Origin of the sequence: Nitrosomonas sp. Is24, assembly GCF_033063335.1 — a bacterium.
In the GTDB taxonomy this organism is placed as follows: domain Bacteria; phylum Pseudomonadota; class Gammaproteobacteria; order Burkholderiales; family Nitrosomonadaceae; genus Nitrosomonas.
In genome coordinates, this window is sequence record NZ_JAWJZG010000001.1 from 3,032,680 (window position 1) to 3,056,078 (window position 23,399).

General features: G+C 52.4%; 24 protein-coding genes. 8 read left to right on the top strand and 16 right to left on the bottom strand.

The features are described 5' to 3' along the window. Positions 1-459: 459 nt before the first annotated feature. The 16 genes from ftsZ to mraZ all read right to left on the bottom strand — a co-directional run bounded on the left by ftsZ (position 460) and on the right by mraZ (position 18,175). Positions 460-1,611, bottom strand: a complete 1,152-nt coding sequence (ftsZ, locus tag R2103_RS13840) for a cell division protein FtsZ (RefSeq protein WP_317531952.1) — start codon at positions 1,609-1,611, stop codon at positions 460-462. A gap of 68 nt (positions 1,612-1,679) precedes the next feature. Further along, positions 1,680-2,918 carry a cell division protein FtsA gene (gene ftsA / locus R2103_RS13845; protein WP_317531953.1) on the bottom strand — a complete coding sequence of 413 codons (1,239 nt, stop codon included), beginning with the start codon at positions 2,916-2,918 and terminating at the stop codon, positions 1,680-1,682. A 20-nt stretch (positions 2,919-2,938) separates the two neighbouring features. After that, positions 2,939-3,715 (bottom strand): cell division protein FtsQ/DivIB, encoded by a 777-nt coding sequence (locus tag R2103_RS13850; protein WP_317531954.1) that lies wholly within the window; start codon positions 3,713-3,715, stop codon positions 2,939-2,941. Further along, positions 3,705-4,622, bottom strand: a complete 918-nt coding sequence (locus tag R2103_RS13855; RefSeq protein ID WP_317531955.1) for a D-alanine--D-alanine ligase — start codon at positions 4,620-4,622, stop codon at positions 3,705-3,707. Before R2103_RS13855 ends, R2103_RS13850 begins: the two co-directional genes overlap by 11 nt. Next, positions 4,622-5,578: a UDP-N-acetylmuramate dehydrogenase gene (gene murB, locus R2103_RS13860; RefSeq protein ID WP_317532107.1), complete on the bottom strand. Its 957-nt coding sequence runs from the start codon at positions 5,576-5,578 to the stop codon at positions 4,622-4,624. Before murB ends, R2103_RS13855 begins: the two co-directional genes overlap by 1 nt. Before the next feature lie 46 nt (positions 5,579-5,624). After that, positions 5,625-7,052: a UDP-N-acetylmuramate--L-alanine ligase gene (gene murC / locus R2103_RS13865; protein WP_317531956.1), complete on the bottom strand. Its 1,428-nt coding sequence runs from the start codon at positions 7,050-7,052 to the stop codon at positions 5,625-5,627. Continuing rightward, positions 7,042-8,133, bottom strand: a complete 1,092-nt coding sequence (gene murG, locus R2103_RS13870) for an undecaprenyldiphospho-muramoylpentapeptide beta-N-acetylglucosaminyltransferase (RefSeq protein ID WP_317531957.1) — start codon at positions 8,131-8,133, stop codon at positions 7,042-7,044. The genes murC and murG overlap by 11 nt, the downstream gene beginning before the upstream one ends. Next, entirely contained in the window at positions 8,130-9,290 is a 1,161-nt protein-coding gene (gene ftsW, locus R2103_RS13875) for a putative lipid II flippase FtsW (RefSeq protein WP_317531958.1), read from the bottom strand. The genes murG and ftsW overlap by 4 nt, the downstream gene beginning before the upstream one ends. A gap of 3 nt (positions 9,291-9,293) precedes the next feature. Then, positions 9,294-10,709 carry a UDP-N-acetylmuramoyl-L-alanine--D-glutamate ligase gene (gene murD, locus R2103_RS13880; RefSeq protein ID WP_317532108.1) on the bottom strand — a complete coding sequence of 472 codons (1,416 nt, stop codon included), beginning with the start codon at positions 10,707-10,709 and terminating at the stop codon, positions 9,294-9,296. Continuing rightward, a complete protein-coding gene (mraY, locus tag R2103_RS13885) occupies positions 10,706-11,791 on the bottom strand; it encodes a phospho-N-acetylmuramoyl-pentapeptide-transferase (RefSeq protein WP_317531959.1) in 1,086 nt (361 codons plus the stop codon). Before mraY ends, murD begins: the two co-directional genes overlap by 4 nt. Beyond that, complete coding sequence (locus R2103_RS13890; protein ID WP_317531960.1) at positions 11,782-13,185, bottom strand: UDP-N-acetylmuramoyl-tripeptide--D-alanyl-D-alanine ligase; 1,404 nt, start codon at positions 13,183-13,185, stop codon at positions 11,782-11,784. The genes mraY and R2103_RS13890 overlap by 10 nt, the downstream gene beginning before the upstream one ends. Continuing rightward, a complete protein-coding gene (locus R2103_RS13895) occupies positions 13,182-14,729 on the bottom strand; it encodes a UDP-N-acetylmuramoyl-L-alanyl-D-glutamate--2,6-diaminopimelate ligase (protein WP_317531961.1) in 1,548 nt (515 codons plus the stop codon). Before R2103_RS13895 ends, R2103_RS13890 begins: the two co-directional genes overlap by 4 nt. 5 nt (positions 14,730-14,734) lie before the next feature. After that, entirely contained in the window at positions 14,735-16,459 is a 1,725-nt protein-coding gene (locus R2103_RS13900) for a peptidoglycan D,D-transpeptidase FtsI family protein (protein WP_317531962.1), read from the bottom strand. Then, positions 16,456-16,758, bottom strand: a complete 303-nt coding sequence (ftsL, locus tag R2103_RS13905; RefSeq protein WP_317531963.1) for a cell division protein FtsL — start codon at positions 16,756-16,758, stop codon at positions 16,456-16,458. The genes R2103_RS13900 and ftsL overlap by 4 nt, the downstream gene beginning before the upstream one ends. 4 nt (positions 16,759-16,762) lie before the next feature. Next, complete coding sequence (gene rsmH / locus R2103_RS13910) at positions 16,763-17,707, bottom strand: 16S rRNA (cytosine(1402)-N(4))-methyltransferase RsmH (RefSeq protein ID WP_317531964.1); 945 nt, start codon at positions 17,705-17,707, stop codon at positions 16,763-16,765. 21 nt (positions 17,708-17,728) lie between these two features. Continuing rightward, positions 17,729-18,175 carry a division/cell wall cluster transcriptional repressor MraZ gene (gene mraZ / locus R2103_RS13915; protein ID WP_317531965.1) on the bottom strand — a complete coding sequence of 149 codons (447 nt, stop codon included), beginning with the start codon at positions 18,173-18,175 and terminating at the stop codon, positions 17,729-17,731. A 316-nt stretch (positions 18,176-18,491) separates the two neighbouring features. Here mraZ and R2103_RS13920 point away from each other — a divergent pair, with 316 nt between their 5' ends. The 8 genes from R2103_RS13920 (at position 18,492) to R2103_RS13955 (ending at position 23,383) form a co-directional block, all read left to right on the top strand. After that, on the top strand, positions 18,492-19,109 hold the full coding sequence (locus tag R2103_RS13920) for a DNA-3-methyladenine glycosylase (protein WP_317531966.1): 618 nt from the start codon (positions 18,492-18,494) through the stop codon (positions 19,107-19,109). 64 nt (positions 19,110-19,173) lie between these two features. Continuing rightward, on the top strand, positions 19,174-19,476 hold the full coding sequence (locus R2103_RS13925; protein ID WP_317531967.1) for a type II toxin-antitoxin system RelE/ParE family toxin: 303 nt from the start codon (positions 19,174-19,176) through the stop codon (positions 19,474-19,476). Further along, on the top strand, positions 19,473-19,787 hold the full coding sequence (locus tag R2103_RS13930) for an addiction module antidote protein (RefSeq protein WP_317531968.1): 315 nt from the start codon (positions 19,473-19,475) through the stop codon (positions 19,785-19,787). Before R2103_RS13925 ends, R2103_RS13930 begins: the two co-directional genes overlap by 4 nt. A 170-nt stretch (positions 19,788-19,957) precedes the next feature. Next, the gene (locus R2103_RS13935; protein WP_317531969.1) at positions 19,958-20,389 is read left to right on the top strand and encodes a hypothetical protein; all 432 of its coding nucleotides are present in this window, start codon (positions 19,958-19,960) and stop codon (positions 20,387-20,389) included. Between the two features lie 55 nt (positions 20,390-20,444). After that, entirely contained in the window at positions 20,445-21,260 is an 816-nt protein-coding gene (locus R2103_RS13940) for an integrase core domain-containing protein (protein WP_317531459.1), read from the top strand. Positions 21,261-21,443: 183 nt separating this feature from the next. Then, positions 21,444-21,860: a nucleotidyltransferase substrate binding protein gene (locus R2103_RS13945; protein WP_317531970.1), complete on the top strand. Its 417-nt coding sequence runs from the start codon at positions 21,444-21,446 to the stop codon at positions 21,858-21,860. Next, positions 21,860-22,171 (top strand): nucleotidyltransferase domain-containing protein, encoded by a 312-nt coding sequence (locus R2103_RS13950; RefSeq protein ID WP_317531971.1) that lies wholly within the window; start codon positions 21,860-21,862, stop codon positions 22,169-22,171. The genes R2103_RS13945 and R2103_RS13950 overlap by 1 nt, the downstream gene beginning before the upstream one ends. 54 nt (positions 22,172-22,225) lie before the next feature. Beyond that, the gene (locus R2103_RS13955) at positions 22,226-23,383 is read left to right on the top strand and encodes a cysteine desulfurase family protein (protein WP_317531972.1); all 1,158 of its coding nucleotides are present in this window, start codon (positions 22,226-22,228) and stop codon (positions 23,381-23,383) included. Positions 23,384-23,399 lie beyond the last annotated feature (16 nt).

Here is a 23,399-nt window from a genome sequence, read left to right on the forward strand (position 1 = left end):
TCCCCTGAAAGTATTCGCAATGAATGCGAATTCTTCTGCATTGACAGCTAGCCAGTGAGCTTGTCATCCCGCTATCGAGGGCGAATGGTGGCAAAGTTTTACGTGGCGCGGTTACGATTCTTGCCGTATCGCTGCAAAATACACCGCTCGCCGCAATATTCGGTCAGATTGACGGGAACATGTGAAGCAAGCAAAATAACAGGGCGTTACGAACCCGATCGGGCTTTATTAAGCCATTACACTCATCTACCCAAAGCGGCACAAAGTCCAGCAATCAGTTTCTTCAGAGAAGCTACTGTAGCTTAAAGTTATTCCCGAGACTTCTCTATCGCAGCAGACTTGCCGGGCTTAATACCCCACCTTATGCGGCGGGGTATTCATTGCTTTCTTTAATTCTCTGATCTCCAATTTCTCACTCCCAAAGCTGTGGAAAATTAAATCTTGAGAAATTAAATCTATTTAATCGGCCTGTCTTCTCAAGAAAGCGGGTATATCCATTGGATCAACGCCTGATTGACGCATCGCTGCGACGGTGGCATTACCTCTTCTGCCTGTGCGCATCACAGCCGGTTCTTCAGTAGAAAAAACGGAATCCCTGTCGTCGGTACCAGTGCGTGTATGCACCACGGTTAACGGAGAATTTTGGCTTTGGCTGACCAAGCTTCCAAGCCCGGTAGCCACCATGGTAACGCGCAGATTATCGGCCATATTTTCATCAATGACAGTACCGACAATAATCGTTGCATCCTCAGCGGTCAGGTCTTTAATCGTGTTCATTACTTCATGCACTTCGCGCATTTTCAGCGATGAGCTGGCGGTGATATTCACTAGAATGCCGCGCGCTCCGGACAAGGAGATATCCTCGAGCAGCGGGCTTGATACCGCACGTTCGGCTGCAACTCGGGCACGATCTACACCCATTGCGACTGCTGAACCCATCATGGCCATGCCCATTTCCGACATGACGGTTCTGACGTCGGCAAAGTCAACGTTAACCAAGCCGGGACAATTAATCACTTCGGCGATGCCTGCGACCGCGCCATACAGCACGTCATTGGCTGCTTTGAATGCATCCAGCATGGAAATATCATTGCCCAGGACCATCATGAGCTTATCATTCGGTATCACTATCAGCGAGTCCACGTGCTGCGACAATGCTTCCATACCCGCTTTAGCGGCGGCTAAGCGTTTTCCTTCAAATGCAAAAGGCTTACTGACCACGGCAACGGTTAAAATACCCATTTCCTTGGCGACTTGCGCAACCACCGGTGCAGCGCCGGTACCGGTACCGCCACCCATGCCAGCGGTGATAAACAACATATCCGCGCCTTGAATCAATTCTGCAATACGGTCGCGATCTTCCAGCGCAGCTTCACGGCCGATTTCAGGATTCGCTCCAGCACCCAATCCTTTGGTAATGCCCGTACCCAGTTGCAGTACGGTCGGCGCTTTATTGCTTTTCAATGCCTGGGCATCAGTATTCATACTGATGAACTCAACGCCTTGCATGCCGTTCTGGATCATATGATCCACAGCATTGCTGCCGCACCCACCAACGCCGACAACTTTGATGACTGCTTCTTGAGTTTCGTTATTCATGATTTCGAACATAGTGTTTCTCCTTTAGTACATTGAAATTAAAGCCGCCTGACTGCTAATACAACCCGTGAAATTTGATATTAAAAATTTCTTTGAAACCACCCCTTCATTCTGGAGAAAATCTGCTTGGCAGATCCTCCTTGTAATCTTGAACCATGCTGATGCTGCAACTGTTCGATACCCGCCAGAATCAAGCCGATCCCGGTCGAATAGCGCGGTGTATGAATCACGTCTTTCAAATTGCCATGATAATTGGGCAACCCCAATCTGACCGGCATGTGAAAGATTTCCTCGCCCAATTCCACCATGCCGCGTAACGAAGCGGATCCGCCCGTGATGACGATGCCCGATGACAGCAATTCTTCAAACCCGCTGCGGCGCAATTCCGCTTGCACCAAGCAATACAGTTCCTCCGCCCGTGGCTCGATCACTTCCGCCAGCGTTTGCCGCGAAAGTTGGCGCGATCCGCGGTTGCCGACATCGGGAACTTCCACCATCTCTTTTGTATCGGCCAGACTTCTCAATGCACAGCCGTAGCGGCATTTGATGTCTTCCGCGCTCTTAGTCGGTGTGCGTAAGGCCATCGCAATATCATTGGTAATTTGGTCCCCGGCAATCGGAATCACCGCGGTATGCCGGATCGCGCCATGCGTGAATACCGCAATATCGGTTGTACCACCACCAATGTCGACCAGACAGACACCCAGATCTTTTTCATCCTCGGATAGCACAGCCATGGCCGATGCCAGCGGCTGCAATATCAAATCACGCACTTCCAAACCGCAGCGATGCACGCACTTGACGATATTCTGCGCCGCCGAAACTGCGCCCGTGACAATATGCACTTTCACTTCCAGCCGTATGCCGCTCATGCCCACCGGTTCACGCACATCTTCCTGGCCGTCGATGATGAATTCCTGGTTCAGAATATGCAGAATCTGCTGATCGGCCGGAATATTGACCGCTTTGGCCGCTTCCATGACGCGCTCGACATCTTTTTCGGTAACTTCTTTATCCTTAATGGGCACCATGCCATCGGAATTAAAACCTTTGATATGGCTGCCGGCGATGCCGGTATACACTTCATGTATCTTGCAATCCGCCATCAGTTCCGCTTCTTCCAGTGCGCGCTGAATCGCATTCACCGTCGTCTCGATATTGGCCACAACACCTTTTTTCAATCCGCGCGATGGATGGCTGCCCAAACCGATCACTTCAAAACCGCCTTCCGGAACCACCTCAGCGACAATGGCAACAATTTTCGATGTGCCAATATCCAGACCGACAATCAAATTTCTATTTTCTCGAGCTTTATTCATCTAATCCCATCTCCGTGGTCTCACGTTTCTCTCCTCGCGCCGGATTTACGTGGTACTTGTTGCATCACTTCAGGCATGCGGATGGCAAAACCATTGGGATAGCGCAAATCGACATACGCCAATGGTTCTTGCTGATTTAACCGCGCAATACTGTGGTTATATACTGAAACATAACGAACCAATCTCTCTTCAATCTCATTCCGCCCCAATTCCAGAACCGTTCCGGTATTCAATTGCAGACGCCAGGCATAGCGCGGCGTCAGGCTTATTTCCGCGATATGCTGCTGCAATGGCGTCAGTATCTTGTTAAAACGCCGGAATTTCTGCGCCACTTCATGCGCGCTGGCCTCATTAGGGCCGGTAAACACCGGTAAATCAGCATCAGCCGTCACCCGGAACACCTCACCATACGTATTGACCAAGGCATGACTCCCCCAGTAGGCCAAGGCCTCATGCTCTTCCAGTGTCACATTCAAACCATGCGGCCACTCTCTTTTCACTCTGGCCTCACGCACCCAGGGTAATTTTACAAAAGCTTCGCGCACTTCAGTGAGATTTACCGAAATAAAATTTCCTGCAATTTCATCCCTGACCAGCTGTTCAATTTGCTCGCGCGTCACGTGCTGTAACTCCGCTTTACTTTTCTCTTTCCCGTGAATAACTTGCACATTAATCTCTTTGATGGGGAACAACGGTGGCTGGATGAGTTGCAAACTGATCGCATACAGCACCGCCATTGCCACCAAAGTGAGCAATATTCTGGATAACAAATTCAAGGCGTGATGGTTATTCCACATGAGCCAGATCCAATATTCTCAAAACCAGATCCTCAAACGGGATTCCGGCTGTTCTTGCCGCCATCGGCACCAAACTGTGGCCGGTCATGCCGGGCGAAGTATTGGCTTCGAGAAAATAAAACTGATTGGTTTCACTCAAAATCAGATCAACCCTTCCCCAGCCCTGACAACCCAGCATCTGGTATGCCTTTAACGCTTCTCTCTGAATCGCCGTTTCCAATTCCATCGGTAAACCGCTCGGGCAGAAGTATTTCGTCTCATTAGAGAGATACTTCGCTTCATAATCGTAAAGCTCACCCGCAATTTCAATCCGCACAACCGGCAGCGGCGTTTCACCCAGAATCGCCACGGTCAGTTCCTTACCGGCAATAAATTCTTCCGCGAGCACCAGTGCATCGTGCTCAGCAGCCAGTTGATACGCTTTTGCCAAATCTTGCTTGTGCTTCACTTTGCTCAAGCCGATGGTTGAGCCTTCCCGCGCTGGTTTGACGATCAGCGGCAAACCCAATGTCCCGGCGACTTGTTCAAAATCGCTATCCGCTTGCAACACTGCGTAGCGCGGCGATTGAATAGCGGCTGCCTGCCAGATCAATTTGGTGCGCCATTTATCCATCGCCAATGCGCTGGCCATCACACCGCTGCCGGTATACGGTAATCCCATTAACTCCAACGCGCCCTGGATCGTGCCATCCTCGCCAAAACGGCCGTGCAACGCGATAAAGACTCTATCGAAACCTTGTTGCAGCAGTTTTTCCATGGCTTGCTCCGCCGGATCGAAAGGATACGCATCGACACCGCTGCGTAGTAATGCATCCAGAACAGCTTGTCCGCTTTGCAGCGATATTTCCCGCTCGGCCGACCGGCCGCCCAGCAGAACCGCAACTTTGCCGAATTGCTGCGCGGCCATTACGTCAGCCTCCTGGCATCACCGATGATCCGGACTTCCTGAATCAACGCGATGCCCATTGCTTTTTTAACCCTGCTTTGCACCATCATGATCAGCGCCTCAATATCCGCCGCGCTGGCAGCGCCAGTATTGACAATAAAATTGGCATGCTTGGGCGACACCATCGCGCCGCCAATGTGGCATCCCTTCAAACCACACGCTTCAATCAAACGCGCCGCATAATCTCCCGGCGGATTGCGAAATACCGAACCGGCATTCGGCAGATTGAGCGGTTGACCGGCTACTCGCTGCGCCAGCAACTCCTTGATGCGTTGCCGCGATTGCATCTGATCGCCTTGCGCCAAACGGAAATAGGCGCCGGTAAACCATTCGGCTTCCATCGTACCGGCCGGTTCGCTGTGCCGTTTCACACTGCGATAACCAATCGCGTATTCACCGTGCTGGCGCATTACGATTTCCCCGTTGCGCTTGATGATCTGCACTTGCGCCACGATTTCCCAGGTTTCAGAACCGTAGCATCCGGCATTCATCGCCAACGCGCCGCCAACCGTGCCCGGTATTCCGGCCAGAAACTCCGCACCGGCCAGATGATGTTTGGCGGCAAACCGGGCTACTTTGGCGCAGGCCACACCGGCACTCGCGTAGATGAGCCCGCCGGATTGATTCTGCTCGATCAAGCGCAAATCGTTTAAGCGCGCATGCAACGCCACCACCGTGCCACGCAGCCCGCCGTCCCTGACCAGCAAATTGCTGCCCAGTCCAATCACATGGATGACTTCATGCGGCGATGCACGCAGAAAATCCGCCCAATCATCCAGATCCGCCGGTTGGTAGTAACGATCCGCATAACCTCCCGCGCGCCAGGTTGTATGTTTGCTCATCGGCTCAGCAAGGCGCATTTCGCCCCGCAATGCGGACACGCCTGTCTCACCGGTTGTGTGGTCGGCTATCGGCATGGCAAATCTCGTATTTTGCGGCAAAGCGGTCATGTCTCATCAATCCTCAGCATTCATAGCCATTAACCACGGTCAGCTTCTTTCCCATTTGCGCAATGTGCGGCGCCACTCTCGCTACCGAACCCGCGCCCATCACCAGCACAACATCACCGTCCTGCACGATATCCAGTATCGCTGCCGGTAAATCATCCACTTCCTCGATATAAATCGGTTCCACTTTGCCCTGCACCCGGATAGAGCGCGCCAGCGATTTGCTATCCGCTGCGACAATCGGCTCTTCACCCGCGGGATAAACTTCCGTGAGCAGCAACACGTCCACTTGCGATAACACGCGGGTGAAATCCTCGAATACATCCCGTGTGCGCGTATAGCGATGCGGCTGAAAAGCCACTACCAGGCGGCGGCCTGGAAACGCACCGCGTGCCGCTTTGATGGTTGCTTCCATTTCCGCCGGATGATGGCCATAGTCATCCACCAGCGCAAAACTTTTCTGTCCGCTGAAGCGGATATCGCCGTATTGCTGGAAGCGTCTTTCAACCCCTTTGAATTCCGCCAACGCTTTGACGATGGCGCTATCCGGTACGCCGATTTCATTGGCGACCGCAATTGCCGCCAGGGCATTCTGAATGTTATGCAAACCGGGCAGATTCAGCGTGATATCCAGTTTGCGGGCGGAACCGTTCACACCGACCACCGCGGTAAATCTCATCCGGTGATGATCTTGCCGGATATCGATGGCGCGCACTTGCGCTTCTTCGCACAAACCGTACGTGGTGATCGGTTTACTAATCGATGGCATGACTTCGCGGATGTTGGCATCGTCCATGCAAACCACCGCCATGCCGTAAAAAGGCAGATGCTGCACGAAATCCACAAAGGTTTGCTTCAAGCGGCTGAAGTCGTGACCGTAGGTTTCCATATGATCCGCATCGATGTTCGTCACGACGGCGAGCATCGGCTGCAAATACAAAAACGAAGCATCCGATTCATCCGCTTCAACCACGATGAACTCACCGCTGCCCAGTTTGGCATGACAACCCGCCGCTTCCAGTTTTCCACCGATGACAAACGTCGGGTCCATATTCGCCGCCGCCAGAATGCTGGCAATCAAGCTGGTCGTGGTGGTTTTTCCATGCGTGCCGGCAATCGCGATACCGCTGCGCAGACGCAGCAGCTCCGCCAGCATCATGGCGCGCGGCACGACGGGAATATTTTTGTTTTTGGCGGCGATCACTTCCGGATTGTCCGGTTTCACCGCCGTGGAGGTCACCACGACATCCGCTCCGGCAATTTGCTCGCTAGCATGACCCGCATAAACCTTGATGCCGAGCTTGGCCAAACGCTGCGTCACCGGATTACTCATCAAGTCGGAGCCGCTGACCTGATACCCCAGGTTGACAAAAACCTCGGCGATACCGCTCATGCCCGCGCCGCCAATCCCGACAAAATGGATATGTTTGACTTTATGCTTCATGCAGTGCTCCGCTCAATTCGATACAACCTTCAGCCACGATCCGGGTTGCTTGCGGTTTTGCCTGACTGTGCGCTGCCATCGCCATGTCAAGCAATTTTTCCCGGGTTAAATCCGTCAATAAATCCGCCAGCTTTTGCGCGGTCAATTCATGCTGCGGCAACAACACAGCAGCGCCATGACGGGAAAGAAATTGCGCATTGCCGGTTTGATGATCGTCGACGGCATGCGGATACGGCACCAGGATGCTGGCGACCCCGGCCGCGCTTAATTCCGCGACTGTCAACGCACCGGCGCGGCACAACACCACGTCGCAGTCCGCGTAGCGTTTGGCCATATCGTCGATAAACGCTGTCACTTCGCCATCCAATTGCAGTGCTTGATAGGCCGTTTTGACCGTTTCCATTTGCGCCGTGCCCGTTTGATGCACCACTGCCGGGCGCACATTCTCCGCTATTAATTTAAGCGCTTGCGGTACCACGGTATTCAGAACTTGCGCCCCCAGGCTGCCGCCCACGACGAGCACATTCAACTTGCCCTGCCGTTCCTGGAAGCGTTTCTCCGGCGCTTCTATGCGTGTAATTTCCGATCGCACCGGATTACCGGAACAAACCGTTTTATCCTGATCGCCTCGGATAGCGCCGGGAAAACCGAGAAAAATTCTATCCGCCAGCTTCGCCAGGATTTTATTGGTTAACCCGGCGACCGAATTCTGCTCATGAATCACCAATGGTTTGTTGAGCAGCGAGGCCATCATGCCACCCGGAAAAGCCGGATAACCGCCCATGCCCAGAACCACATCCGGCTTCACGCGTTGAATAATCCGCAGGCTCTGCCAGAACGCCTTAAGCAAACGCAGCGGCAATAGTAACCACGTGGCCAACCGTTTACCCCGCAATCCGGAAAAACTGATTATTTCGGTTTCATAACCCCGTTGCGGCACCAGTTTTAATTCCATTCCAGCCTCGGTTCCCAGCCAAACCACGCGCCAACCGGCTTGCCGCAAGTAATCAGCCACCGCCAAACCCGGAAACACATGTCCGCCGGTACCGCCTGCCATAATTAAAATGGTGTGCGCGCTCATACGTTCAGCCCCCGCAGCCGCTGCCGGTTTTCCCAGTCGATACGCAGTAAAACCGCCAATGCGATGCAATTCGCCGTAATGCTGCTACCACCAAAACTCAGCAGCGGTAGTGTCAGCCCTTTCGTAGGCAAGACACCCATATTGACGCCCATGTTGATCAGCGCCTGCACACCGATCCAAATACCGATACCCTGCGCCACCAATGCCGCGAAAGGACTGCCCAGCCTGGCCGCCAGACGGCCAATAACAAATGCGCGTGTAATGAGCCAGATAAACAATACGATCACGGTAGCCACACCGGCAAAACCCAATTCTTCGGCCAGCACCGACAATAAGAAATCGGTGTGCGCTTCGGGCAGATAAAACAGTTTCTCAACACTGCCGCCCAGACCCACACCAAGCCACTCGCCGCGCCCGAATGCGATCAACGCATGACTGAGCTGATAGCCTTTGCCATAGGGATCGGCCCATGGATCCATAAAAGCAATCACGCGATTTAGCCGGTACGGCGAGCTTAAAATCAATTCATACAAACCGAATGCCAGGATAGCAATCAGGCTGATGAATATTTTCAAGCTGACGCCGCCGAGGAACAAAATCGACATCGCCAGTGCCGTCACCACAAAGAATGCGCCGAAATCCGGTTCCAGCAGCAGCAAAGCACCGACAATGGATAACACTGCCGTTATGGGCAAAAATCCTTTGAAGAAAGAATTCAGATCAGCTGCCTTGCGATTAACGTAATCCGCAGCGTACAACACCATGCAAAACTTCATAAATTCGGACGGCTGAATATTCACCACATACAACGAAATCCAGCGCTGACTGCCGTTCACTTCATGGCCAATGCCCGGAATCAGCACCAGTATCAGCAACGAAATGCTCAGCATGAGCAGATAAGTCACATATTTTTGCCACATCTGCATCGGTACTTGAAAGGCGATCAATCCCAACAACAATCCGACACCCAGGTATGCGCTATGCCGCAACAAATAATGACCGGCGCGATCAGCGCCGAATTGCGCTTCGGCAATGGCAATCGAAGCGGAATAAATCATGACCAAACCAATACTCAACAGCAGCAAAGCCGACCACACCAGCGCCTGATCGAAATCGGCCATGACTCTTGGTTTCTGTTGGGTTGCCTGATAAATCATCGGTTAATGTTTTTTCTGTCCGAAACTGAAAAATTTGTTTTCCATATCCTTGACCGCTGCAACGAACACTTCCGCGCGGTGGATATAATTTCTAAACATGTCGAAACTGGCACAGGCCGGCGAAAGCAACACCACATCACCGGATTGCGCCAACAAGAAACTCTTTTGCATGGCTTCTTCCATGGTCACGGCAAAATGCAATGGCACACCGCAGTCTTTCAATTCATTCGCAATCATGTTTGCATCCCGTCCAATCAGCACCACGGCACGGGCATTATTGGCAACCGCTTCCCTCAGATACGAGAAATCCTGTCCCTTGCCGTCGCCACCTGCGATTAATATGACGTTCTGCTTCATGCCGCTTAATGCAGCTACAGTGGCACCGACATTGGTGCTTTTGGAGTCATCAAAGAAAGTAACGCCGTTAAACGCAGCGACTTTTTCCATGCGATGCGGCAGGCCGCGAAATTCGCGCAACGCGGTCAACAGCGGATCGATGGCCACATCCAAGGCGCGGCACATGGCCAATGCCGCCAGCGCATTGACCGCGTTATGCAAGCCGTTGACAACCAGCTCGGAAGTTTTCATTAATTGCACATCGCCTTCCATCAGCCACAAATCGTCGCCGTCGTGCATGAGACCGAAATCGGTATGGCTGGGGGGTTCATCGACGCCAAAAGTAATTTGTTTTCTGTCCGGCAGTGCCATCGCGCAGACACCGGGATCGTTGCGATTTAACACCTGTATGCCTTTACCGGCCTTCTCATGCAGAAACACTCTGGCTTTGGCGGTTGCGTAATCGCGCATGCCGGTATAGCGATCCAAATGGTCTTCGCTCAAATTCAGCACAGTCGCTACATCCGCATTCAAATTGTGCGTCGTTTCCAGTTGAAAGCTGGATGTTTCCAGCACCCAAGCCTGCGGCCAATCGCCCGCATCGATCCGCTGCATCAACGCATTCAGTACGGCGGGACCGATATTTCCCGCCACTTCCACATTCCAGCCGGATTTCTTCAACATTGCGCCGGTCATTGCCGTCACCGTGGTTTTTCCATTCGACCCGGTAATGGCGACAACTTTCGGTTTGGGCCGGTTGCTTTGCTCCAGCGCCCAGGAAAAAAGCACCATATCGCCAATGACCGGCACGCCGCGTTGCACCGCTTGCTGCACGCACGGATCGGCCATCGGAACACCGGGGCTGATGGCGATCATATCGATATCATTAAAAATGGATGTCGTGAATTTGCCTTTATGCAGCTGCACGGACGGAAATCCCGCGCTGATTTGCTGCCAATTGGGCGGCTCGGAACGGCTATCCGCAGCGCGCACCGCGGCACCCTGACGTAGCAACCATTTCACCATGGACAAGCCGGTTTCACCCATCCCCAGCACTAGAACTGTTTTATCTTGCACATTCATCGTAATTTTAATGTCGACAATCCAACCAATACTAAAATAAAGGTGATGATCCAAAACCGGACCACCACCTGATTTTCTTTCCAGCCTTTTAATTCAAAATGATGATGCAATGGCGCCATGCGGAATACCCGCTTGCCCAGCAGCTTGAATGACGCCACCTGCAACATCACGGATAGGGCTTCCACAACAAAAACGCCCCCCATAATCACCAGCACGATTTCCTGCCGCACGATGACGGTGACGATTCCGAGTGCGGCTCCTAGCGCCAAAGCGCCGACATCGCCCATGAAAACCTCGGCGGGATAAGCGTTAAACCACAAAAAGGCAAGCCCGGCACCGGCCATGGCGCCGCAGAATATAGCCAATTCACCCGCATTGGGGATATAAGGAATGCCCAGATACTTGGCGAATACCACGTGCCCGGAGGCATAGGCAAAAACAGCCAGCGCGCTGCTGATCATGACGGTCGGCATAATGGCCAAACCGTCCAGGCCGTCGGTCAAATTGACTGCATTACTGGTGCCGACAATGACAAAATAAGTCAGTATGACAAAACCGGTCACACCCAGCGGAATCGCCACCTCCTTAAAAAAGGGCACGATCATATCGGTTTGCGCCGGAATTTCCGCGATGGAAACCAGATACAACGCAACAATCAGCGCAATCAGCGATTGCCAGAAAAATTTAGCGCGCGCGGACAATCCTTTCGGATTGCGGTAAACCACTTTGCGGTAGTCATCGACCCAGCCGATCACTCCAAATCCCAGCGTGGTCGCGAGTACCACCCAGACATAGCGGTTGTTCAGGTCCGACCATAAAAGAGTCGTCAATACGATCGCCATGAGAATCAAAGCGCCGCCCATCGTGGGTGTGCCGACTTTGACCAGGTGCGTTTGCGGGCCGTCGTCACGCACCGATTGTCCGATTTTGTAAGCCGTCAGTTTACGGATCATCATCGGGCCGATGATGAAGGAAATGACTAGAGCGGTCAGCGTAGCCATCACCGTGCGGAGCGTAATATAACTGAATACATTGAATGCACGGATGTCCTGCGCCAGCCATTGTGAAAGTGTCAGCAGCATGACGGCTCCCTCGGTTGCTCCAGTTGCCGCACCACCCGCTCCATGCGCATAAAGCGCGACCCTTTTACCAGCAAAGTCACATCATCCGCCAGCAAGCTTTCCGTCGCATGCAGCAATTCATCGATATCGTTGAAATGCCGTGCGCCCTTGCCGAATGCTTCGGTGGCGTAAGCGCTCAGCTCGCCCAGCGTGAATAATTGATCCAATCCGGCATTGCGCGCATCGCGCCCGATCGTACGATGCAGATCGATGGCGGACTTACCCAATTCGCCCATATCGCCGAGCACCAGTATTTTTTTCCCCGTCGTGGCAGCCAGCACTGCAAGAGCGGCGCGCACGGATTCCGGATTGGCGTTGTAGGTATCATCAATCAGCAGCGCATGGTGCAAACCGGATTTCTTCTGCAACCGTCCCTTCACGCCCTGAAACGATTCGAGCCCAGCGGCAATCGATGCTTTCCCGATACCCGCTGCGACAGCCGCTGCCGCCGCTGCCAAAGCGTTATAGACGTTGTGCACGCCGGGTGCTTGTAACTTCACTTCCACAATGCCATCCGGCAATTTCAGCTGAATTCTGTTGCTCAGCCGGTCTGCTTGATACTTGGCACTGACCAGCGCTTTCTCGCGCAAACCAAAATCGGCAATCTTGCGTGCACCGGCGCATTCCCGCCACAAAGCAGCAAAGCGATCGTCCGCATTGATCACTGCCGTTCCCTGTTGATCCAATCCGGCAAATATCTCCGCCTTGGCGCGGGCAACCGTTTCAACGGAACCCAATCCTTCGATATGCGCAGCACCCGCATTGGTAATGACGGCAACACCCGGTTTTGCCAGCTGAGCCAGGTAACCGATCTCGCCCACATGATTCATGCCCATCTCGATTACCGCATAACGATGCTGTGGCCGTAAACGCAGCAACATCAGCGGCACGCCGATATCGTTATTCAGATTCCCTTCGGTGGCCAAAATTTGCTCCGCAGGCGCAGCCATGGTGACTTCATCGCCTGCGGTCGCTTGACGCAATATCGCAGCAATCATTTCCTTGACCGTGGTCTTGCCGTTGCTGCCGGTTACGGCGATGAGCGGCAGCGTAAAGCGGTTGCGCCAATACGCGGCCAATTGCCCCAGGCTTAAGCGCGTATCTTGCACGCGCAGCAATGGAATCCCGGCGGATAAAGCATTTTCACTAACCGATTGCGGAACCAGCGCAGCGGCGGCGCCTTTTTCCTTGGCGCTTGCGACAAATTCACTGCCATCGAATCTTTCGCCGGTTAACGCCACAAATAAATCGCCCGGCTTGAGCGTGCGGCTGTCCGTACTCACTCCGGTAAATAGCCCGTCTTGCCCGTTCCATCCGGCCTGCAATACTTGCGCCGCTTCCCGGATCGTCATCATGATTGCACCCGCACTTTCCGGGCCAAATCTTTCAGCACCTGCTGCACAATGTCGGCATCACTGAAAGGAATTTTCCGTCCTTGTATTTCCTGATACTTTTCATGACCTTTGCCTGCGATCAACACGATGTCGTTGTGCTGCGCATTGGCGATGGCCTGATAAATGGCCAGCGCCCGGTCGCTCTCAATCTGGTAATTGTCCGCGCCTGCTCCTGCTGTGATGTCTTTAATAATGCTCAAGGGATCTTCCGTACGCGGATTATCGCTGGTAAAAATGACTTCATCCGCCAAGCGCGTGGCAACCTCGCCCACCATCGCACGTTTGCCTTTATCCCGGTCACCGCCGCAACCGATCACGCAAAACAGCCGCGCATTCCGTCCGGATGTCCGCTTTTTCGATTGTGCGCTGCGCAAAAGCTCGCGTGACGTGCACAGCACTTTTTCCAGGGCATCGGGAGTATGGGCGTAATCGACGATAACAATCGGCTGGTCAATCCCTTCGTATTTTTCCATCCGGCCCGGAATGGATTGCACACTGTGCAGCGCCCGGACTGCGTCCGGCAATCGGATTCCGCTTGCCAGCATTGCCGCCACGACAGCCAGCAAGTTCGATGCGTTAAATTTACCCAGCAAACCGATTCTCAAATGTTCGCGATTATCCTCAAATTCAACATCAAACTCCAGACCTTGAAGATCAACTTTCAAATTGGATCCATATACCATTCTCAACTGGCTTGCATGCAACTCTTCCGGACAATGAAATCCATAACCAATTAATTTCGTGCGTTTATTGGTAAATTGCCGCGATAACTCCACACCCAGCACGTCGTCCATATTGACAACCGCGTACTGTAATCCGGGCCAGAAAAACAAACGCGCCTTGGCTGCGGCATAAGCATCCATATCCGGGTGATAATCCAGATGATCGCGCGACACATTGGTCAGCACGGCAATCGCGAATGTGGTGCCGTTAACCCGCCCCTGCACCAGGCCGTGCGAAGATACTTCCATCGCCACGCCATGCGCGCCCTGTTCAACAAATCGCGCCAGCGAACGTTGCAGCACCGCGGCATCGGGCGTTGTATTTTCCGCCGCTTCCAATGCACCGCAAAAACCATTTCCCAGTGTTCCCAGCACCGCTGTTTTTTTACCCAGGCTGGTCATAGCTTGCGCATACCAGTGGCTGCACGATGTCTTGCCGTTGGTACCGGTAATCCCGATCATCCATAATTTCTCCGATGGCTGATCATAAACATGGCTGGCAATCAATCCCGCTTTAGCCTTCAACTCATCGATTGCCAACGCCGGAATCCGCCATTCGGGGTTCCACTTGAAATTCTGCGGATCCCACAAAACCGCATTGGCACCCGCAGCAATGGCTTGCGGAATAAATTTGCGCCCATCGGTGATATCACCGGCATAGGCCAGGAATGTATCGCCGGGCTGTATCTGGCGGCTATCCGTAACCAGATTTATAACCGGGACACCCAGCTCATCCAACCGATGATAATCAAACAACCGGGATGTTTTTTTCTTGATCGTCATCGCAGTCATCCTTCATCACCCATTTCAGGGGTTGCGGTAAAGGTAACGACATTATTAGCCGGTGCATCCGGCGGAATATTCAAGATGCGCAAAGCACCGGACATGACATTACTGAACACCGGCGCTGCTACGGCACCGCCGAAATATTTTCCGGCGGAAGGCTCATCGATCATCACGGCGATGATCAGGCGCGGATTCGATGCCGGTGCATAGCCGACAAACGTTGAAATATAACGCTTATTGGCGTATTGACCATCGATCAATTTATGCGCTGTTCCCGTTTTGCCAGCCACGCGGTAACCGCTGATCTGCGCCAGCGGCGCCGTGCCGCCGGGTTTGGTCGCCATCTCCAGCATACGGTTCATCGCTTGTGCGGTATCGCGCGAGATGACGCGTTGCCCCATCACCGGCATGTTTTGTTTCAAGAGCGAGATCGGTTTCAATTCACCGCCGCTGGCAAAAATCGTGTAAGCGCGCGCCAATTGCATCAGGCTGGTAGATATGCCGTGACCGTACGACATCGTGGCTTGCTCAATCGGACGCCATTTATTGTACGGGCGCAAAATTCCGCTGGCTTCTCCGGGAAAACCCGAATTCGTCAGTGTGCCAAACCCGGAGCGGTTAAACATCTCCCACATCGTTTGCGATTCGAGCGATAACGCGATTTTTGCCGTACCGACGTTGCTCGACTGCTGAATGATTTGCGCGACGGTCAGTTCGCCTTTGTTGCTGACATCGCGGATGGTTTTTCTGCCCACCTGCCACATTCCAGGCGCGGTTTGCAGCACCGTATTGGCATTAACTTTGCCGATTTCCATCGCAATCGCCACGGTAAAAGGCTTTAGTGTCGAGCCTGGCTCGAATGTATCGATCAGCGCCCGGTTACGCAGCCGCTCATTGGTAATCGATGATCGCCGGTTCGGGTTGTACGCCGGTAAATTGGTCAGAGCCAAGATCTCACCGGTTTGCGCATCCAGCACAACGATGCTGCCCGCCTTGGCGTTATTGGCGAGCACCGCTTCTTTTAATTCCGCATGGGCGCGATACTGAATTCTTCTATCGATGGACAACACCAAATCCTCGCCAGGCTTGGGCGGACGGATGTTTTCCACATCCTCGATGATCTGTCCTTTATTATCCTTAAGCACACGGCGGCGCCCCAGCTCGCCCGCGAGTTTATCCTGCCAGCCGCGCTCTACGCCTTCCTGGCCTTCGTCGTTGATATCGGTAAAACCGAGTACATGCGCGGCAAATTCGCTTTCCGGATAGTAGCGTTTGGATTCGCTGGCAAAATAGATGCCTTTGATCTTCAACTTCATGATCTTATCGGCGATATCCGGCACCACTTGGCGCTTCAAGTATACAAACCGGCTATTTTCCCGGTGGATGCGGGCATCGATCTCGGCGCTATCCATCTCGAGCAAACCGGCTAATTGCTTCAATTGCTCCGGCTTGATATCGATCATTTTCGGATCAACGTAAACGGAGGCGACCGGTGAACTGATTGCCAGAATATGGCCATTGCGGTCGGTAATCATGCCGCGATCGGCGTTCATTTCCACAACACGGCTATAGCGCGATTCTCCTTTTTCTTGGAGAAAATCATGGTGCATTCCCTGCAAATAGGCCGCACGTCCCGCCAAACTGATCAAACCGAGCACCAGCAAACCGAACAGCAGCAAGGAGCGCCACCCCGATAATTTGATTTGCCGTACTTCGGGTTTAATCATGGTTTTAACCCTTCCGTGTTCAAGCGGTTTTCTGCATCGTTAATGGATATGATTTGTATGCTGGAAGCGGCGGGTACGGTCATACTCAACCGCTCTTTCGCAATCTGCTCAATCCGCCCGTGCATGATTAATGTGCTTTGTTCCAGTTGCAATCTTCCCCATTCCACATCCAGCTTGCGCTCGATTCCTTTTTCATTTTCTAGCGCCATAAACAGTTTGCGCACCATGTGCTGCGAGGTCACCACGCCCAGCGCGCTCGCGATCAATATAAAAACCAGAAAAATGTTCAGTTTGAACATTCTGTTACCCGTTTATGGTTACTCTTTCAGCCACACGCATCACCGCACTTCTGGCGCGCGCATTTTCCGCCACTTCCTGCTCCCCCGGACGCACCGCCCGGCCGATCACGCGTAACGTTTGATTGCTGAACCGCAGCAGATCCTTTTCTTGCAGCGGGACGCCGCGAGGCAGTTCGTCCATGCTGGCAGCTTTGCGCATAAATAGTTTGACCATGCGATCCTCCAAAGAGTGAAAACTGATCACCACCAACCTTCCGCCCGGATTCAACAACTCCACACACTGCGGCAAAACGAGCGGCAATTCCTCAAGCTCCTGGTTGAGATAGATCCGTATCGCCTGAAAAGTGCGCGTCGCCGGATGCCGCACAATTTCCCGCTGGCGTTGCCGCGAACGCAAAACCGTTGCGACAATCTCGGCAAGTTGTGATGTGGTAACAATAGGCTGCCGCGCTCTTGCCACAATAACCGCTCTTGCAACCTGCCGAGCAAACCGTTCTTCGCCATATTCCTTGATCACCCATCCCAGTTGATCTTCTGCGACTGTCGCCAGCCACTCCGCCGCCGTTTGGCCCTTCGTTGTATCCATGCGCATGTCGAGCGGACCATCGGCGCGGAAGCTGAAACCGCGCGAAATTTCTTCGAGCTGCGGCGACGACACACCCAAATCGAGCAAAACCCCGTCTATTTTGGCGACTCCCAAATCCTGCATGATCTGCCGCAATTGCGAGAAACTGCCGTGCCGGATACAAAACCGTTTGTCCTCAATGGCCTCGCCCGACATCACCGCAACCGGATCTCTATCTAAGGCGATTAACCGGCCATACTCACCCAATCGCGACAAAATCAAACGGCTATGGCCACCGCGCCCAAACGTTGCGTCTACATACACACCTTCCGGTTTGATCGCCAATGCATCGACCGCCTCGTGCAACAACACCGAAATGTGCATGAATCGCTGTTACCGCCTCAATTACAGTGAGAAGCCATCCAGCTCAGGCGGCATATCGCCATCCTTGAAAGCCAGCGCTTCTTCAATTTGTAAATTCCATTGCACTTCATCCCACAATTCAAACTTAGCCCCCTGGCCAACCAAAACCACATCCTTGGATAAACCGGCAAAAAGGCGCAGCGGCGGCGGCAGCAAAATGCGGCCAGCAGCATCCATTTCGACATCACTGGCATTACCTACCAGCAGCCGCTGCAAATTGCGGGTCTTCGAATCAAAACTAGAAAGATTATTGAGTTTTTGCTCTATCGGTTCCCAGGCTGGCTGAGGATAAATCAACAAACATTTTGAAGGATCGACAGTGACGATCAAATGCCCTGAGCAGGTTGACATCAGCTCGCCACGGTATCTTGCGGGTATCGCAAGCCTACCTTTTGCATCAAGACTAAGTTGCGTGACGCCACGAAACATGCTGTCTCCTCAAATTAAGGAAAAATTCATCAAGGCTCACCAAATTTTCCCACATTTCCCCACCACTTCCCACTTTAATCAAAAAATCCCTGTTAGTCAAGCAAGTAATTGGGTTTTTATAGTTATACGACAAAGACTTAAACGTGGTGCGGATTGCCATCAAATGGGCAGTAAAATGTTCAAATAAATAAGATAGATAGAAGAAAAATGAAATGTGAACTGTCAATTTTGCTGAAGAAATGAATTCAGGCAGGCTTGTTTACACCGGCAAAAAACTGCACACTGCACAGCTTTAATTTCCCACTTTAACCTCGCAATGACACCCCAATACTGGACACAAGCCACACAAGAATTGGCGGCATGCGATCCCGTCATGCACCAATTGATCGAGCAGTTTCCCGATGCCACGCTGGTCTCGCGCGGCTGCGCATTCACCACGCTGGCGCGCTCCATCGTCGGACAGCAAATCTCCGTCAAAGCCGCCGAAAGCGTCTGGCAAAAAGTGATCGGTACAATCCCCGAAATCACTCCGTACACCATTGCCGCAACCGAGCAGGAATTATTGAGATCGTGCGGATTGTCCGCGAGAAAAGTCACCTACCTGCATGATTTATCGCGGCACTTCCGCGAGGGTGATTTGAATGAAACGGCGTGGGAAGATCTGGACGATGAAAGCATCATCAAACAACTGATTCAGGTCAAAGGGATTGGACGCTGGACCGCGGAAATGTTCCTGATCTTCCACCTGCACCGCCCGGATGTGCTGCCGCTCGACGACATCGGCCTGCAACGAGCAATGAGCCTGCACTACCTTGATAAACAACCGGTCGACAAAAAAATCATGCTCGAACTCGCCAAGCCCTGGGAGCCGTGGCGCTCGGTCGCCACGTGGTATTTATGGCGCAGTTTGGATCCACTGCCGGTGGCGTATTGATACCTTGATATTTTGAGTTTTTTATTGTGTTGACGGACTGTAGCCAGATAGCTACACTTGACCGATGCTGGAAATAAGAAAAACCAAGGTATTTGTTGATTGGCTGAACGGCTTGCACGATATTCGCGCCAGATCGCGTATCTTGGTTCGGATTGAACGTCTGGCAATGGGCAATCCCGGCGATGTAAAACCGGTTGGCGAAGGCGTTTCCGAAATGCGAATTGACTATGGCCCAGGCTACCGGGTGTATTTCAAGTCTTTTGGAAATAAATTGATTATTTTACTGGCGGGCGGCGATAAACGCAGCCAATCGGATGACATCAAAACCGCTCTGCACTTGATGCGTGACTTACAGGAAAACAAATGACCGATAGCAAACTACATACGACACCATTCGATGTTGCCGAACATCTGAGAACCCCGGAGGAAATGGCTGCTTATCTCGAAGCGTGCTTTGAAGAAGCCGGTGACGACGCCGCCTTCATCGCCCAGGCATTGGGTAACATCGCACGCGCCAAAGGCATGTCGCAAATAGCACGCGACTCCGGCTTATCACGCGAAAGTCTGTATAAAGCGCTTTCAGGCGATCGCAATCCTAGCTTTGACACAATCTTGAAGGTTATCCATGCGCTGGGCATCAAACTTCACGCAACGGCAGCATCGGCATCGGATCAATAGATCGCTTCTGAGATCAGTAGATGATCTTGATTCGATTTCTCTACCGATGATGTGCTGAAGGGGTTCGGTTAAAAAGTTGTCTATTACATATGAGTATCTTTGTTAACGAATTGATACAGATATTCTTAGCTATTTAGCTGATTCTATCTATTTAGTTAGGCGCTCCATTTATGACTCAATTTATCACCGCCACATGCCTCCTGTTGGTTGATCACTTCTTGAACATCAAATCCAATCCAACTGGATACGGTTTCCATTCAAGAGTGTTCTCGCATGTATTACACCCTGAAGAGAAATTTATTCTTGAAGGCTGCTCAGCAGGGACAATTGCAGACGAGCCATCGCGGCTGGAGCATTTGGTTCCATGCATAGTTCTCTACAATGAAACACAGCGTCTTCTCGCAAATGGGAAACTGTCTAAGGCTGAAATAGCTCTCTTACTGCAGAAGCACTGGCGCGTGGCACGTATAACCCAAGAGGAACAAAAACGACTTGACTCTGAGTACAAACAAACTATGCCAAAAAAGTGGGTATATGAAACCGGTGATACTCTAGCTAGACTCAAAGCTGTAGGGATAGAGCTACAACCACCACCACTTTAATCTTGAACTGTAAGAATTACTAGCGTTGTTTACAGTATTTGGGAGAATACTGTAGATGAACATACACAAACGCACCCGATTAACTTTATTAGATCGCCAGGAAATCTGGCGGCTTTATCAAACCCGGCTGTGGAAGGTGGCGCATTTGGCGGAACGCTTTCATGTCAGCCGGCCAACGATTTATGATGTACTGAAACGCGCGAGACTGCAGGAATTTACGCCGCGTGACAGCACCAATCAGCGGTTCAAGACGTTGCAATACGGTCTTAAGCGCCTGGCTAAGGTCGAACAAGCCATCCAGGAACGGCTCAAGCGTGAAGCCAAACGCTATAACAAGTCTTACCCAGGTGAGCTTGTTCACTTTGATACCAAGCGGCTTTCCTTGTTGAAAGGGCAATCCGCCAATGAACCTCGCGAGTACCTGTTTGTGGCCATCGATGATTTTTCCAGGGAGCTGTATGCCGATATTTTTCCCGATAAAACTCAACACAGCGCAGCTCGCTTTCTCATAGACACTGTCATTGCCCAATGTCCGTATCAGATCGACTGCGCTTATTCCGATAACGGCAAGGAATTTAAAGGAACTGACGGCCATGCTTTCGGCAAAGCTTGCACACAACACGGTATCGGACAGAAGTTTACCCGCATCAATCGTCCGCAAACCAACGGCAAAGCCGAACGAGTCATCCGCACCCTGATGGATATGTGGCACAGCCAGATTTCCTTTAAAGACTGCGCCGATCGGCGCATTCTGCTTCTCCGTTTCATTAATTTCTACAATACCGTTAAGCCTCATAAGAGTTTGAATAATGCTACCCCTTATGAAATACTCACCGCTTATTTCAATCAACCTCTCTGTAAACAACCCTGAGATTTCTTACACTTGAACTTATTAACTCAATTGTAGTATGTAGAAGAGCAAGCATTTTGTAATGATAGATGTTCCTGTTGTTGGCTTTCCTCTTGTTTTATTGAATCCACTCCTTTACCGCCATCATCTTCTTTCCTCGGGGTATTCGTTTATAATCCCCAAATCCCGTCTGGCTTGTAACCCATGATCGACTACCAATACTTTCAGAAATCACTCAATCACTTGCAAGCGCAATTTCTGAATTACCAATCGCTGGATCCTGCATTACCTAAGTTGATGCAGGAGGCGGTCGCGGAGTCGGTGATTCAGCGTTTTGAGGTATGTTATGACTGCCTGTGGAAAGTACTGAAACGCTACCTGGTTGAAGTATTGGGTATTCCGGAAGTGCCGAACAGTCCGAAGCCGATTTTCCGGTTGGCTGCAGAAAACAATTTGCTGCCTTCCGCTGTTGAACGATGGCTGGATTACGCCGAAGCGCGTACCCACACCACACACGATTACAGCGGCGAAAAAGCCAAGGCGTGTTTGTCGCTGATGGGCGATTTTATTCGCGATGCTACTGCGCTCTACCAATTACTCAGCAAGCAGACAGGGCAGTAATGCAGGATATCGATATTACGCCGGATCAGCGCAAAATCCTGATCGATCTGCTGAATGACTATCTGCCGGACGTGACGGTCTGGGTTTACGGTTCACGCATCAAAGGAACGGCGCGTCCGCAATCCGATTTGGATTTGGCGGTTTTTGCATCCGCGGAGCAGAAGCGGGCAGTCGCCGCGTTGAAAGAAGCGTTGGAAGAAAGTCAGCTACCGTTCCGGGTCGATTTATTCGTCTGGAATGAAATCCCGCAACAGTTTCGCGACAATATTCAACAGGCGCATGTAGTTTTGGTCAACGCACATTCGTCGTAACACTCCTTTAAGGTTTATCATTCGGTTTTTACCAATTAACCGTCCGCGAAATTTATGGAACCAACCTACTTCGACCACAACGCCACCACCCGCCTCGACGATGCTGTGCTGGAAGCCATGCTGCCGTACTTCCAGCAGGAATTCGGCAATGCGTCGAGCCGTCATAGTTATGGGATCAATGCCCGGCGGGCGATTGACAAGGCGCGCAAGCAGGTGGCGGAGGCGGTCGGGGTGCAGCCGGTGCAGGTGATTTTTACCAGCGGCGGTTCGGAGGCGAATAATTTGTTTGTGCGCGGCGCGGTGGATAGTTTGAAACCGGGGAATCTGTTCATCAGCGCAATCGAGCATCCGTGCGTGTTGAAACCGGCGCAGGCGATTGCGCGGCGCGGTTGCGATCCTTGGCCGTTGCAGCAATTGGCGATCAATGCGGACGGGCAAGCCGATGTGGCCGCCGCCGAAGCCGCAATGCAAACCAATAAACCGGGATTGGTATCGGTGATGCTGGCGAATAACGAAACCGGGGTGATTCAGGATATCGCCGCGATTGCCGAGCTGGCGCGTTCGCATGGCGCTTACGTGCACACCGATGCGATTCAGGGACTGGGCAAAATTCCGGTCGATTTTGCCACGCTGAAAGTGCATGCGATGACGCTATCCGCGCATAAAATTTACGGACCGAAAGGCGCGGCGGCATTGATCGTCGACAAGCGCTTGCTGTTGAAGCCGTTGATTTACGGTGGTGGACACGAAAACGGTTTGCGTTCCGGCACCGAGAATGTGCCTGCAATTGTGGGATTTGGTGTGGCGTGCGAATTGGCGCACGCGCGCTTGACGGAAACCGCGCAGCATACTGCCCAGTTGCGCGAGCAGCTGGAAACCGGGTTGCTTGGCATGGGCGCGACGATTTTCGGAAGCCGGGCGGCACGCATTCCGAATACCTGTTATTTTGCCTTGCCGGATATCGAGGGCGATACGCTGGTGGTCAAACTGGACAAAGCCGGTTTTGCCGTCGCCGCAGGTGCTGCGTGTTCCAGCGTCAATCCGGGGCAAAGCCATGTGCTGGCGGCGATGCAAGTCGACCCGATGCTCGCGCGCTGCGCGGTGCGCGTCAGTCTGGGCCGTGACAACACACTGCAACAAGTGGACGATTTTTTGCGCGCCACGCAACGCATTGTTGCAGAATTGCGCCAGATCGACAGTCTCTCGTTCTAAAAATACCGCGCTAAAT

Bases quoted from the DNA above. Each gene is read 5' to 3' on its own strand.
- ftsZ (WP_317531952.1), bottom strand. From the start codon at position 1,611: ATGTTCGAAATCATGAATAACGAAACTCAAGAAGCAGTCATCAAAGTT.
- ftsA (WP_317531953.1), bottom strand. From the start codon at position 2,918: ATGAATAAAGCTCGAGAAAATAGAAATTTGATTGTCGGTCTGGATATT.
- R2103_RS13850 (WP_317531954.1), bottom strand. From the start codon at position 3,715: ATGTGGAATAACCATCACGCCTTGAATTTGTTATCCAGAATATTGCTC.
- R2103_RS13855 (WP_317531955.1), bottom strand. From the start codon at position 4,622: ATGGCCGCGCAGCAATTCGGCAAAGTTGCGGTTCTGCTGGGCGGCCGG.
- murB (WP_317532107.1), bottom strand. From the start codon at position 5,578: ATGCCGATAGCCGACCACACAACCGGTGAGACAGGCGTGTCCGCATTG.
- murC (WP_317531956.1), bottom strand. From the start codon at position 7,052: ATGAAGCATAAAGTCAAACATATCCATTTTGTCGGGATTGGCGGCGCG.
- murG (WP_317531957.1), bottom strand. From the start codon at position 8,133: ATGAGCGCGCACACCATTTTAATTATGGCAGGCGGTACCGGCGGACAT.
- ftsW (WP_317531958.1), bottom strand. From the start codon at position 9,290: ATGATTTATCAGGCAACCCAACAGAAACCAAGAGTCATGGCCGATTTC.
- murD (WP_317532108.1), bottom strand. From the start codon at position 10,709: ATGAATGTGCAAGATAAAACAGTTCTAGTGCTGGGGATGGGTGAAACC.
- mraY (WP_317531959.1), bottom strand. From the start codon at position 11,791: ATGCTGCTGACACTTTCACAATGGCTGGCGCAGGACATCCGTGCATTC.
- R2103_RS13890 (WP_317531960.1), bottom strand. From the start codon at position 13,185: ATGATGACGATCCGGGAAGCGGCGCAAGTATTGCAGGCCGGATGGAAC.
- R2103_RS13895 (WP_317531961.1), bottom strand. From the start codon at position 14,729: ATGACGATCAAGAAAAAAACATCCCGGTTGTTTGATTATCATCGGTTG.
- R2103_RS13900 (WP_317531962.1), bottom strand. From the start codon at position 16,459: ATGATTAAACCCGAAGTACGGCAAATCAAATTATCGGGGTGGCGCTCC.
- ftsL (WP_317531963.1), bottom strand. From the start codon at position 16,758: ATGTTCAAACTGAACATTTTTCTGGTTTTTATATTGATCGCGAGCGCG.
- rsmH (WP_317531964.1), bottom strand. From the start codon at position 17,707: ATGCACATTTCGGTGTTGTTGCACGAGGCGGTCGATGCATTGGCGATC.
- mraZ (WP_317531965.1), bottom strand. From the start codon at position 18,175: ATGTTTCGTGGCGTCACGCAACTTAGTCTTGATGCAAAAGGTAGGCTT.
- R2103_RS13920 (WP_317531966.1), top strand. From the start codon at position 18,492: ATGACACCCCAATACTGGACACAAGCCACACAAGAATTGGCGGCATGC.
- R2103_RS13925 (WP_317531967.1), top strand. From the start codon at position 19,174: ATGCTGGAAATAAGAAAAACCAAGGTATTTGTTGATTGGCTGAACGGC.
- R2103_RS13930 (WP_317531968.1), top strand. From the start codon at position 19,473: ATGACCGATAGCAAACTACATACGACACCATTCGATGTTGCCGAACAT.
- R2103_RS13935 (WP_317531969.1), top strand. From the start codon at position 19,958: ATGACTCAATTTATCACCGCCACATGCCTCCTGTTGGTTGATCACTTC.
- R2103_RS13940 (WP_317531459.1), top strand. From the start codon at position 20,445: ATGAACATACACAAACGCACCCGATTAACTTTATTAGATCGCCAGGAA.
- R2103_RS13945 (WP_317531970.1), top strand. From the start codon at position 21,444: ATGATCGACTACCAATACTTTCAGAAATCACTCAATCACTTGCAAGCG.
- R2103_RS13950 (WP_317531971.1), top strand. From the start codon at position 21,860: ATGCAGGATATCGATATTACGCCGGATCAGCGCAAAATCCTGATCGAT.
- R2103_RS13955 (WP_317531972.1), top strand. From the start codon at position 22,226: ATGGAACCAACCTACTTCGACCACAACGCCACCACCCGCCTCGACGAT.